General features: G+C 60.0%; 10 protein-coding genes. 5 read left to right on the forward strand and 5 right to left on the reverse strand.

Going from position 1 to position 12111, the window contains the following annotated elements; all coding sequences use genetic code 11:
- Nucleotides 1-133 precede the first annotated feature (133 nt).
- From SH292x_RS03840 to SH292x_RS03855, 4 genes are all read left to right on the forward strand, one after another.
- Nucleotides 134-460, forward strand: a complete 327-nt coding sequence (locus SH292x_RS03840) for a hypothetical protein (RefSeq protein WP_442484264.1) — start codon at nucleotides 134-136, stop codon at nucleotides 458-460.
- A gap of 43 nt (nucleotides 461-503) precedes the next feature.
- The gene (locus tag SH292x_RS03845; protein ID WP_442484265.1) at nucleotides 504-812 is read left to right on the forward strand and encodes a hypothetical protein; all 309 of its coding nucleotides are present in this window, start codon (nucleotides 504-506) and stop codon (nucleotides 810-812) included.
- Nucleotides 813-1175: 363 nt separating this feature from the next.
- Entirely contained in the window at nucleotides 1176-2732 is a 1557-nt protein-coding gene (locus SH292x_RS03850; RefSeq protein WP_442484266.1) for a radical SAM protein, read from the forward strand.
- A 534-nt stretch (nucleotides 2733-3266) separates the two neighbouring features.
- Nucleotides 3267-3971, forward strand: coding sequence for a prolipoprotein diacylglyceryl transferase (locus SH292x_RS03855; protein ID WP_442484267.1), 705 nt, complete (start codon nucleotides 3267-3269; stop codon nucleotides 3969-3971).
- On the opposite strand, the gene SH292x_RS03860 is transcribed toward SH292x_RS03855, so the two are convergent.
- From SH292x_RS03860 to ruvB, 4 genes are all read right to left on the reverse strand, one after another.
- Nucleotides 3968-4876: a TerC family protein gene (locus SH292x_RS03860; RefSeq protein WP_442484268.1), complete on the reverse strand. Its 909-nt coding sequence runs from the start codon at nucleotides 4874-4876 to the stop codon at nucleotides 3968-3970. The genes SH292x_RS03855 and SH292x_RS03860 overlap by 4 nt on opposite strands.
- Nucleotides 4877-5049: 173 nt before the next feature.
- The gene (locus SH292x_RS03865; protein ID WP_442484269.1) at nucleotides 5050-7866 is read right to left on the reverse strand and encodes a M56 family metallopeptidase; all 2817 of its coding nucleotides are present in this window, start codon (nucleotides 7864-7866) and stop codon (nucleotides 5050-5052) included.
- Complete coding sequence (locus tag SH292x_RS03870) at nucleotides 7863-8246, reverse strand: BlaI/MecI/CopY family transcriptional regulator (protein ID WP_442484270.1); 384 nt, start codon at nucleotides 8244-8246, stop codon at nucleotides 7863-7865. The genes SH292x_RS03865 and SH292x_RS03870 overlap by 4 nt, the downstream gene beginning before the upstream one ends.
- A gap of 566 nt (nucleotides 8247-8812) precedes the next feature.
- Nucleotides 8813-9880, reverse strand: a complete 1068-nt coding sequence (gene ruvB, locus SH292x_RS03875; RefSeq protein ID WP_442484271.1) for a Holliday junction branch migration DNA helicase RuvB — start codon at nucleotides 9878-9880, stop codon at nucleotides 8813-8815.
- 150 nt (nucleotides 9881-10030) lie between these two features.
- Here ruvB and SH292x_RS03880 point away from each other — a divergent pair, with 150 nt between their 5' ends.
- Nucleotides 10031-11149, forward strand: a complete 1119-nt coding sequence (locus tag SH292x_RS03880; protein ID WP_442484272.1) for a PrsW family glutamic-type intramembrane protease — start codon at nucleotides 10031-10033, stop codon at nucleotides 11147-11149.
- Between the two features lie 74 nt (nucleotides 11150-11223).
- Here SH292x_RS03880 and SH292x_RS03885 read toward each other — a convergent pair whose 3' ends face one another.
- Nucleotides 11224-12096: an alpha/beta hydrolase gene (locus SH292x_RS03885; RefSeq protein WP_442484273.1), complete on the reverse strand. Its 873-nt coding sequence runs from the start codon at nucleotides 12094-12096 to the stop codon at nucleotides 11224-11226.
- Nucleotides 12097-12111: the final 15 nt, after the last annotated feature.

Here is a 12111-nt window from a genome sequence, read left to right on the forward strand (position 1 = left end):
CTACGTTGGCGATTCCAATTGCTGCGCGTCGACTAGTTCTGATCTAATGCTGGAAAAGGAACCCAATAGCCGACGAGCTACACCTCGTCGGACCAACGTAAAAGCACAAGCTGCTCCACGACGGACCGTACTCATGTCCTCCCCTGAACTACCGCGTCCCGACGAGAACCCGTTCCAACCGCCGCAGCAACCGGTGCGATACTCGGGCCCTATGGAGCGGGATGATCCCATGCGTCAGCGTCGCCGGAGGGTATTGCTGATCCTCTTGGGGCTAGTGCTAGTGCCCATCGCGGCCGCGATCGGTGGTTTTGTCGGCTGCTTCGCCGGACTGGGGGCCTTGTCGGCCGTGGGAAACGAAGAGGCAGGTGTGGTGCTCTTCTTTATTGCAGTCGGTCTGGGAGCGATCGTAGCGGCCGGGGTTACGATCTTTTTGCTCGTCTTGATCGGTACTCGCCGATGACTTGGCAGCAGCTTTCCCTTGTTCGCAATCGCGAGATCGAATCGTGAACCAATCACCAGATCATCCGCCACCCCCAGAGCCCAACCCCTACGACGCACCGCAAACGTCGGTTGATCGCCGCGGCGAAAAGCGGCGCGTTATGCTCTTCGCCCTTGGGGTCTTCTTGGTTCCGGTCGCCGCGATCATTGGTGGGTACATCACTTGTTGGGGAGCTATGGTCCCCGCTGCGATGATGGCACCGCAAGACAACTATCTGGTGATCATGTTGGCGGCCTTCTTCGGATTTGTTGTCGGAGCCATCGTGGCGGGATGGGTAGTTGTCCGGTTCTTGAGAAAGTGGATGGACCGGTGAGGAGCAATATGATGACCATTGCAATTGAGATCGTGGTCGCGTTGCTACCTGCGCCTTGTTGTAAGGGCTCGGCACATTCATGAACAAACCTTCTGATAGTTCGCCGACGCCTGACGAAAATCCTTACAAGGCCCCGCAAACCCCGATTGCCAAAGTTCGGAAAGTTCGCCCACAATCGCACGGGCGGTTGGCGGTGTGGGCGTTGGCAGCCGTGCTGCTGGTGCCGGCGGGATTGATAGCGGGCGGATATACTTGCCTTGTCGTTGCGATCGAAGGCACCAATGGGAACTTTGTGACCGGTGGTTTCGTCGGGACAATCGTATTTCTCCTCGTTGGCTTCCTTCCCGTGTGGGCACTTAATAGATGGTGGGCCAACAAATGAACTTCCGCGACTACCAATTCCTCGGCACCACGCAAAGTCTCTGCCCCGAGTGCCTTGCCGTGGTCCCCGCGAAGATCATCAACCGTGGGGGGCGGGTTTACTTTCGCAAGCGGTGCGAAGTGCATGGCATGCGCGAGGACTTTATTTGTAGCGACGCATCGTGGTTCGATCGGCACGTTGGCAGCGCGCCCGGAAAGGTGCCGCTCGAAATGGCCATCGAACCGAACCGCGGCTGCCCCTACGACTGCGGTTTGTGCACCGAGCACGAGCAGCACACGTGCCTGGGCCTCTTGGAGATCACCGCCAACTGCAATCTCGAATGCCCCATGTGCTTCGCGTCGAGCGCGCCGGGACTCAAGCACTTGAGCTACGACGACTGCCTGCGCGCGATTGACCATTTGGTCGCCGCTGAGGGGCAGCCCGAGCTGCTCCAACTCTCTGGCGGCGAGCCAACCATCCACCCACGGTTCCTTGACATCCTCGACTACGCCTGCGGGCAGCCCATCGACATGGTGATGATCAACACCAATGGCGTGCGGCTCGCCCGTGACCGAAAGTTTTTGGAGCGCGTCGCCGAGTACCGCAAACGGGCCGAAGTCTACCTGCAGTTCGATGGCTTCGACGACGGCATTTACCAATCGCTCCGCGGCGAGCCATTGCTCGACACCAAGCTCCAGTGCATCGAAGCGTGTGGCGAACTGGGCGTCAACGTCACGCTCGTCGCCACGCTGCAAGCAGGAGTGAACTTCGGAAACGACGATCCATGGCTCGCGCAGTTGCTCGACTTCGCCGCCGAAAGGCCCTGGATCACGGGCGTCAGCTTCCAGCCCGCGTGTTACACGGGTCGGCACTTCTTGCCGGAGGAGTTGGAAGACCGCGTGACGTTTCCGGACATCATTCACGCGATCGATCGCGAAACCGCGGGGCGGTGGGCCGAAAGCGACTTCACGCCGCTGCCGTGTGCGCATCCGAACGCTCACACCGTGGCGTACGCGTACCGCGCGAATGGCCGAGTGACGCCGCTCGCTCGGTTGATCGACATCTCCGAACACATCGACTTGCTCTCAGGTCGCATCACTTACACCCGCCCCCGTGCGCGAGACTTGATCCAAGAAGTGATGAACCGCCAATGCTGCGGCGCAGGAGGTTGCTGCGACCCGAGCGACGAGAAACCCATAGCCGACGACCTACGTGTCGTCGGACAAAATTCAGGGAATGGTTTGCCTTTGCTCGCGGACATTCCGACGACACGTAGGTCGTCGGCTAAGGAACAAACCCTCGAAGAGATCGGTGCGGAGTTCATCTCGCGTGCGCTCACCGAAGACCTCGACCCTCGCGACATGTTCCGCATCACGACCACCAGCTTCATGGACGCCTACAACTTCGACATCCGCCAATTGATGAAGTCCTGCGTCCACTTCGTCCTCCCCAGCGGCCACATCATCCCCTTCAGCGCCTACAACGTGCTGTATCGCGAAGGGCACGTGAAGCTGCCTGAGTTAAGGGACGAAAGAATGTGCCACTCGAAAGAAAGCTAGAAGTCCGTGTCATTCTGAGGGAGCGTCAGCGACCGAAGAATCTTGCCGGCCATTTCTTAGCCACGGATAAACACCGATGAAACACGGATTGTTGACAGGAGGAAACGGAGAGAACAGAGATGATTCATAAGAGCATTTGGGAACACTAATCTTCGCTAATAAAGCATTTGTGGAGATTGGCGCGGATTCGTATTCCCTACTCTTCTTCGTTTCCTTCGTTCCCTTCTGTTAAATATCCTCGGCTATTTTTTGAACAGAAGGAAACAAAGAGAACGAAGTAAGAAATAACTGACTTGTTGTGCCTCTCTGTTCTCTCCGTTGCCTCCTGTTCCTATTTCCGTTCCGACCCTGACCCGTGTCACCCTACTTCCTATCCGTGTTTCATCCGTGTTTATCCGTGGCTAAGAAATGGCGAAGGAGATCCTTCAGTCGCCTAGGCTCCCTCAGGATGACACGATGGTCTTAGCTCCCTTAGGATGAGAACGCGTGTAGTTGCAACTGGTAATTCGTCATTCGTGCTTCGTCATTCACTCCATGTACACGCTCATCATGTTCCTCGCCGTCGCTTCGGGGGCGGCGCTATTGAAACTCTCGCAGCGGTCGCTTCCCATGCCGTGGGAGGATAAGCTCGCGATTGGCGTGGGTGCGTTTTGCGGGGCGATGCTGGGGGCGAAGTTGCCGTTCGCGCTGTTTGGCGAGGCCGAGTTCTGGACCGCCGCGGCGTGGCTTTCCAATGGCAAGACGATCCTCGCGGGGCTCGTCGGTGGCTACGCGGGCGTGGAGTTCGTGAAATGGGTTCTTGGCATCCGCACCAAGACGGGTGACACGTTCGCCGCGCCGGTCGCGCTCTCGGTTGCGGTGGGGCGGCTCGCGTGTTTCGTGGGCGGGTGCTGCTTTGGCACGCCGACCACGTTGCCATGGGGCGTCGTGTTCCCGGCGATCGACTCGCTGCCACGCCACCCGACGCAGCTTTACGAATCGGCGTTTCATTTTGCGATGGCGATCGTGCTACTTGTCTTGCAGCGGCGCGGCATGTTTCGCGGGCAGCTCATGAAGCTCTACATCATCAGCTACGCGATCTATCGCTTCGCGAGCGAGCAAATCCGTCCCGAGCCCGAGATGTGGGGGCAACTCACCGCCTACCAATGGGCGTCACTCGCCATCGTCGTAGTCTTCGGTTTCTTGTGGTGGCACGATCGCCGCGCGCTACGAGACGGCGAAGTGGCTGTCGCTGGCTAAGCGTGGCTCTTCTTCCGCGAGGGCAAGAACCCCACGCAGAAGCTCACCAGCATCAGACCCCAGAACACCCAGAACGCGGGGTGCTGCCAGTCGTGGAAGTCGACGACGTGCGGATGCTCGGCGGAGTTAAAGCCCCAGTCGACCAGCAGCTTGCTGCCAATCACAATCACCAAGAGGTACGCCGCGGTTTCGAACCGAGGGAAGCGTTCCAAGAGGCGAATGAACATCGCCGCCGCGAAACGCATCAGCACCACCCCCATCAGGCCACCCGAGATCACCACCCACAGCTTGGGGTGCAGCGACTCAGCGGGATGATCGGCCGGCGGCGCGCCCACCAGCGCGATGGCCGCCAGGATCGAGTCGACCGCGAACGCGATGTCGGTGAACTCGATCACCAGCACCGTGGGCCAGAATTTCGCGTAGCCCTTCGTAGAAGAGTGCACCACACTCTCGGGCATCGGCATTGGTACGCGTTCTTTGATCTCCGTAATCTCTTGTTCGTCGCTAAGCGGCTGGTGCGTCTGCGAGTCGACCATCGTCAATTGGCCCGACTCGTCGACGGCCATCTGCTCATCGCCGGTTTCTTGCGACTCGAAGAACAAATGCTTCACCGCGATGAACACCAAGTAGCCACCGCCGATCAACTTCACCCATCGCCATTGCAAAAGATAAGTAGCCGTAGCGACTGCAAGGAATCGAAATACAAACGCACCGACGAGTCCATACGTCAGCGCCCGCGTACGATACTCCGGCGGCAACCGCTTTGCCAACAAGCCGAGCACTAGCGCGTTGTCGATCGACAACACCCCTTCGAGCACGATCAAGAGGCCAATGACGGAAAGATCGCCCCACTGAATCTCTTGACCGTAAAGCGTGTAAGCAAGCAACTGGCAGGGATCTAGCACGGCGGGGGCTCAAGGGAAGGTGCGCGTTCCGAAGGAAGGAACGTCAAGTATAAAGCGCACCCGCCCGATTTCGACAATCCCCCCACCGCCCGCGGATTTCCGCGGCAAGTGGAAGGCCAATAGCCCCGCCCAAGCCTGGGCGGGGCTATTGCAAGCATCCATCCGACCGCCAATCACTGTGGTGAAGGAATGATTTGTGGAGTGGGCTCGCGGTATTCTTCTGGAACCAGCTCCGCCGTTGCTTCGGCAGCCGGTATGCCTTGTTCGGCGCGGTTGATGGGATTTCCATCGGCCTTCTCGATCATCCATCGGAGCATTTGTTGGTCGATCTCATTGGCGATTGCTTGCACACTTCCATCGGTGAAACCGGCTAGGAAAATACCCGGATGTCGACCACCAAACTCTGGCAGAGGCTTCGCAGCATCGTAGGCAATGTCTTCGGGATTGGTCCACGGAATGTCACGCTTGGCGTCGACCAGGGCGATGGTGTTTGACGTACCATCGGTGATGTCTTCCATGCGAGTTCCTTCGCCTTCGGTGGAGAACGCTGTCGTCGGACCGGTGAGCACAAAGTACCCGGCGTCAGTCGACGTGAGATCGTCCGACGGAGCGCGGTAGATCGCCGGAATCTTGGCGAGCACTTGCTTGTTGGCCTCGCTATCCCACGGTTCGTCCTTGCGATACTGCTGGTAAAGGGCTTCGTCGCCGAAATAAGGGAGTAACTCTACTCGCCAACTCCGCGCGACCTTCTTGCCGTCGGGCAGAGTCTCGTAGATCACCGCCGGTGGAAAGTGATTGTACGCTGAATAGTACATGTGCATGGCCAGCAGGATTTGCTTCATGTTGTTCATGCTCTGCGAGCGCCGTGCTGCTTCACGAGCGGCTTCGACGGCCGGCATCAATAGTCCGGTGGCGATCGCCACTTTGTCGGCGTCCATCTTCTTGCTGGTGAAGCCTAGCTTTACTTCATCCCCTTCAGCGACGATCTGAGCGTCCGCAGAGAATTCGGCTACCAAGTCGAAAAGCGAGTCAATCGTCCCTTGGTACGCCGCCATGCCCGGCAGCATCTGCTGCTTGGCCGCCGCACGCTGCTGCTCGGCCAAGTTACCCAGCAGTACTTTCGCCGCTTGACTGGTCGCCGCGACCGACTTGGCGCTCGCCTCGTCCTTGCACTCGGCGATGGCGTTGATCGAGAGCGATTCCTTCATGTTGACTGACGCCACGCACCAGTTGGTACCCTTTATCACGGGAGCGAACATAGTTAACGGCATGTTCATCATCTCATCCGGCTCGTCGCGCAGGACGACCCTGTAGAGCGTTTCGACATCCAGAGCCGCAGTGACCTGTGAATCCGCGGCCGCGTTCCACGCCGCTTCCCATCCTCGTTCGGGCTTCAGCACAGGGGGGAAGGACTGGGGGCTGGAGCCTTGGCGGACAATTTGATCGAGTACCGCCGTACGCTCGTCGATCTTCGTGAGTCTCTGATCATCGGTAGCCCAGGTAAGGGGTGGATTGGAGGCGTTGAAGCCAGATGAACTCTTCATCTCCTCAACAGTGCCGGCAATATACGCCTCGCACGCCTTAGGCTGAGTGAATCGGAGGACGAAACGTGGTGGAGCATTATTCTGACCGTAGAAGACGATCAGCACCTCACTGATCTGGGCGATGGTTATGCCTCGCTGCTTGAAGAAAGGTGGCATCACGTCGTTGATCTTCGTAGCCAATTCGCGGTAGGCGGGTTGAGTGAAAACCTCGGCGGGCCGTATCGAAACTACCGCCAAGCTATTGTCCGGCACCACTTCCAAGCCAATCCGTGGCACCTTCTCCAACTGCTGCTCGGATGATTCAGCCACAGCAGCGCCAGGCCCACTCTGTCCACTCGCCACTTGTCTCACACCCGCCACGCCAACGGCGAGCAACGCCACGGCGAACATCGTCGCCAGTCTCGCGGCGGGGCGTGAAGTGGCGGACGCGGTGGATCTTCTCGATTCGCGGAGCATTTCGACTCTCCTCATGAGTAACGATCGGCCGGGGATAAGCGTCTGGGCGGGGCCTGCCAGGCGGTGGTGGGGCGTTGCCAAGGCCAACGATGCCAGCGAACGCAAGTAAGTTTGCCGGTCGCCAATCACTTGGGCCGCCATCGCGTCGGCGGCCAGTTCCTGTTCGAGCTGCAATCGCCGCGCGAGCCAGTGGACCAGCGGATGGTAGAAGTGCACCGCCACCGCGAGGCGGGCCACCAGCCACGAGCGATAGTCGCGGGCCGCGATGTGGGCCAGCTCGTGCGCGAGCGCGGCTTCGAGTTCGTCCGGAGTCCAATCACGCCACGACGCCGGCAATAAAATCGTCGGCCGCCGCCAACCGACGGTCGCCGGCGTTGCGATGGTCGTGGACTCGCGAAGCGAGACGATTCGCGTGAGGCTCAATTTGGCTTGCAGGATGTCCAAAAGTTCGGCCGCCGCGTGGTCGTCATCTCCAAGAGGCTTACTGCTGCCTACCAAACTACGCACTACCCACACACCCCACACGAAGCGAACGAGGCCCACGCCGATACAGGCCATGAGCAACCACCGCACGGCCGTTCGCCACGAGAATGCGGCTGGCGTCGTTTCGGCCGGCGCGACTTCGGGGGAAGGCTCCGCAATCGCCGTCGCGAAAGCACTCCACGCTGCTGCGAGGGGAGATTCAAGCGGAGGAGCTTCCACGGCGTTCACAATTGGCGCAGCACCGTCGTCCACGTCCGCTATTTCCATTGGGGATATCGGAACCGCACGAACCTCCGCTTGCATGTTCGCGGTGCGCGCCGAGAAGTCCCACCGAGGCCAAGGACTCGCGGCGAGCACCGTTAGCACCAGCACCAGCGCGAGGCTGAGCGCCGCGGTGATCGAACCAAGCGACGCATGCAGCCGGCGAGCGACGAGGTACACCACCCCCGCGGCGGCTGCGAACAACGTCACTTGCACGATGCACGACACGATGGTTGCCATGTTCATTTCGCACCCCCTTCGAGAATCTGTTCGAGCACCTCGCGCTCTTTCTTGGTGAGCTTCCGCCCATCGAGCAGCCGCACGAGCATCGCCTCGCGCGAACCTTGAAACACCCGCTGCACCATGTCGGTCACCAGCCGCTGCGACACGTCGTCGAACGTCTTGAGGGGCTCGTAGAGGAACGGCCGCTGGTCGCCGGTCTGGGCCAAGAAGCCCTTGTCGACCAGGATCTTGAGGAGCGTCGCCACCGTCGTGTACGCTAAGTCCCGCCCCGAAGTCTCGAGTCGATCCCGGGCATCCATGGCGGTCATCGCCCCCTGGTCCCAGAACAAATGCATGAGCTCGAGCTCACGCTCGGTAAGCTCGGTAGCCTTAGGTCGCGCCATAAGAAGAGTCTCCGCGGCGTGAAGTTTGTTTCGTTAGATTTGGTTTTATAGATTTCACGGGTGAGAGTCAAGAAGATTCTCGGAAATCTTGTAGCCGGTCTCCCAAGAGCTCGGGAGCCATCAGGAAAAGCGACGGCCCGCGAATCACGCAGATGTTCGCGAATTGAGAAAAGAGTTATGAACAGAAGGGAACGAAGAGAACGAAGGAAGAGTTTGGAGAACAGGAGGCAACGGAGGGCACGGAGGAAAAAAGAAGAGACTCAGTAAGAATCCAATCCTTATTTTCTTCTTCGTTCTCTTCGTTCCCTTCTGTTCATAATCCCTCTTCTCTGTTCTCTCTGTTGCCTCCTGTTCCCCGGCTTAAAAAAATGGCGTCCGGATACGATCAGAAGGAAACAAAGGAAACGAAGGAAGAGTTAGAAGAACAGGAGGCAACAGAGGGCACGGAGGAGATAAATATTCAGGTAGAATCAATCTTCATTTTCTTCTTCGTTCTCTTCGTTCCCTTCTGTTCAAAAATCTTTCTTCTCTCTGTTCTCTCCGTTTGCTCCTGTTCCCCACGTCCGTCAACTCGCGAATAAAGTCGACGCTGCGGGGGGCGATTGGCCCAGGTGCTCATAACCCTTGGTCGTTAGCTTGCGACCGCGGGGGGTGCGGACTACTAGCTCGGTTCGCAGCAGGAATGGTTCAACCTCGTCGGTCAGCGTGTCGCACGCTGTGTTGAGCGTGTGGGCGACGGCTTCCACGCCGACCGGACCGCCGTGGAACACGCGGAGGATCGTCTCCAGGTACTTGCGGTCCTGGGGGTCGAGCCCCAAATGATCGACGCCGAGCATCTGGAGTGCGGCGGTGGCTACCTCGCCGGTCATGTCGCCGGTGGCTTTGCTGGTGGCGTAGTCGCGAACCCAGCGGAGGCGGTTGTTCGCGATGCGTGGCGTGCCGCGACTGGCGCGGGCAATTTGGTGGGCGGCGTCGTCGTCGAGCACGGTGCGAAGCTTCGCGGCGTTGCGGCGGACGATTTCCATCAATTCGTCGAGCGAATAGAAGTCGAGGTGCTCGCGAATCTGGAAGCGATCCCGCAGCGGTGCCGAGAGCAAACCCGTTCGCGTCGTCGCGCCGATCAGCGTGAACGGCCTCAGGTTCATGTTCACGGTCCGAGCGTTGACTCCTTCGCCGAGCGTGATGTCGATGCGAAAGTCTTCCATCGCCGGGTACATGAACTCCTCGACCGCTTTGGGCAGGCGATGGATCTCGTCGATGAACAGCACCGAGCCTTCCTCGGCGTTGGTCAGGTAGGGGAGCAGGTCCTTCGGCGCAGCGAGCGCCGCACCGCTAGCAATCTGCAGCGGTACGCCCAGCTCGCGGGGTATGCACGTGGCGAACGTGGTCTTGCCGAGCCCCGGCGGACCGTCGAGCAGGATGTGCCCCAGCGGCTCGCCCCGCTTCGCCGCGGCGTCGACGGCAATGCGAAGCCGCTCGGCGACCTGGCGCTGGCCGACCATCTCGTTCATCCGCTTGGGGCGGAGCGCTACATCCTCTTCGCCCCCCTTTTCGAGCGGCTTAAAGTGCAACGATTCCTCTGGCAAATCGTCGTCCCAGGAGTCGTCGGCGGAGAGAATGGTTTCGCGGGGCATGGGGGCGTCCGTGCGGTGGTGGCGTCTGGTGTTCGCCCGATCATACCAAATCGTCCCCCCGGCGTGAAACGTGGTTCGGGGCGGAATACCGAGCGAATCGTGCTATACTCGCCGCTTTCCCGAATCAATTCCTGCAAAACTTTTCCCGGTATGCAGCTCCAGCCCTACCTCCGCCGTCACACCCGCCAGCCGGAGTTCCTTTGGAAAGTCGTCGTGGCGATCCTGGCCATTGGCGTCATGGTGGCCCTCGCGGTGCAAGCACCCGAGCCCGAGGTGGAGATTACCCCGAACCAAGAGCAACAACACGAGCAGTTCGGCGAGCACTTCAGCCAGCAGCAGTTGCTAGCATCCGAAGAGCGATGGGCCGAACTGTGGTGGAGCATTCCGACGGCGATGTGGCTCAGTGTCTCGCCCGGTGCCACAGTGTTGGCGGCCATCACCGGCATCTGCTGGTTCACGTTCCTCTTGCAGGCCGGCCAGCCCTATCGCCCCACCGGCATCCGCTGGTACCTCGCGGCCATCGGCGTCGTGCTCGGCATCGCGAGTGTCTGGCCCACGCTGTTTCTGATTTGGTGGCAAGAAGCAGGCATGGGGCTCGAAGAATCCACCGAGCTCATCCCGGGGCTTCGTTTCTTTATCCTCGGAGTCGGACTCCGAGAGGAACTTTCCAAGCTACTCCTCTTCTTGCCGCTCGTGCCGTGGATCATCTGGCGACGGAGCGAACGCGAAGCCCTGCTCGTCGCGGCGTGCGTGGGACTGGGGTTCGCGATGGAAGAGAACGTCAGCTACTTCTACGGCAGCGCCTTCGCCGCGCCAGGGCGCTACCTCACCGCCAACTTCTTTCACCTTTCCGTTACCGGCTTGGTAGGCCTCGCCCTTTGCCGCGGCATCTGGAACCCGCGTGAGCGAGCCGGCGAAGCGGTCGCCACGTTCCTGCTGGCTGTCGTGCTACACGGGCTGTACGACGCGTTCATCGTGCTCCCGGCACTGCAGCAATATGCCCTGTTCAATAGCGTGCTTTACATCCTGCTCGCGTACCGATTCTTCCACGAGATGCGAACTTGGTGGCAATCCCCGGGCGAAACGGTGAGCCTCACCGGGACGTTCCTGTTCTCGATGGCGGTGATCGTCTCGGTGACGCTCGTCTATCTGTCGGCCGAGATGGGAATCGAAATGGCCGTTGCTGGATCCTTCGGACAAGCCATCGGCCTCGGCGTGACCATCTACATGTTCCTCCGCGAAGTCCCCGAGTCGATCATCGACGTGTAAGAAAATTGTGGGAGGGCTCTCTGAGCCCGATTTGCCGAGAAGACCGCAAGCTGGAAGCTTACGCCACGAGAGCCCTAGTTCGCTTGCAGCAACTCGTCCTCGGCGCGCGAGGCGTCGCCGTACGAACGATTTTGCTCGACGAGCTCTAAGAAGCCTTCGAGGGCCGTGTAGTATTCCGGCGGCAGCGGTTCGTTGTGCGTGCCGTAGGGGATCTCGAAGAATTGTTTCGTCGCGCTGGGTGCACGCTCGGCGAGTTTCCGCGCGAGCTTCACCGGCACCACCTCGTCGGTCGTGCGATGCGACTGGAACAGCGGGCCTTCGTACGCTTCGATCCGCGCTAGCGAATCGTATCGGTCGAGCATCAGCGTCTTCACCGGCAGCCACGGGTAGTGGTAGCTCGCGGCGTCGACCATACGGGGGAACGTTGCATCGAGAATCAGCGCCTTCGCGCCACGCTCGGCAGCAACCGCAACGCTCACGCCACCACCCAGCGACCGACCCACCACCAGCACGTCGTCCGCGCTTGCACCGGTGCGATCGAGCAGCCACTTGTGGGCCGCCAAACCGTCGGCCACCAAACCCTTTTCCGTGGGTCGGCCTTTGCTCTTGCCGTAGCCGCGATAGTCGTACACCAACACCGTGGCGTCGAGCATCGACTGCAAACGCAAGAGTAAATTAACTTGGTTGCCCACGTGCTCGCTGTTGCCGTGCGAGTAGAGCACGATTTGCTTGGGCTTGGGGTGTGGCACAAACCAACCGTGCAGCGGCGTGCCGTCGGCCGATTCGAACCAGACATCCTCCTGCTCAATCCACTTGGGATCCCAGTCGCCTTTGCTCTTCGCGGGGGCGGGGTAAACCAGCAGACGCTCGACGGCGCGGATCGGATTGAGACTGAAAGCTGGCATACTGGCCGAGGCGGGGCCCGATGGGGGAGGGAGGCGGGGCATCACGACCTCCTTCAC

Origin of the sequence: Aeoliella fuhlenseeensis, assembly GCF_052161615.1 — a bacterium.
Classification (GTDB): Bacteria; Planctomycetota; Planctomycetia; order Pirellulales; family Lacipirellulaceae; genus Aeoliella.

Coding starts and splice junctions, on each gene's coding strand:
- SH292x_RS03880 (WP_442484272.1), top strand. CDS start 10,031: ATGCAGCTCCAGCCCTACCTCCGCCGTCACACCCGCCAGCCGGAGTTC.
- SH292x_RS03865 (WP_442484269.1), bottom strand. CDS start 7,866: ATGAACATGGCAACCATCGTGTCGTGCATCGTGCAAGTGACGTTGTTC.
- SH292x_RS03850 (WP_442484266.1), top strand. CDS start 1,176: ATGGTGGGCCAACAAATGAACTTCCGCGACTACCAATTCCTCGGCACC.
- SH292x_RS03885 (WP_442484273.1), bottom strand. CDS start 12,096: ATGCCCCGCCTCCCTCCCCCATCGGGCCCCGCCTCGGCCAGTATGCCA.
- SH292x_RS03870 (WP_442484270.1), bottom strand. CDS start 8,246: ATGGCGCGACCTAAGGCTACCGAGCTTACCGAGCGTGAGCTCGAGCTC.
- ruvB (WP_442484271.1), bottom strand. CDS start 9,880: ATGCCCCGCGAAACCATTCTCTCCGCCGACGACTCCTGGGACGACGAT.
- SH292x_RS03855 (WP_442484267.1), top strand. CDS start 3,267: ATGTACACGCTCATCATGTTCCTCGCCGTCGCTTCGGGGGCGGCGCTA.
- SH292x_RS03840 (WP_442484264.1), top strand. CDS start 134: ATGTCCTCCCCTGAACTACCGCGTCCCGACGAGAACCCGTTCCAACCG.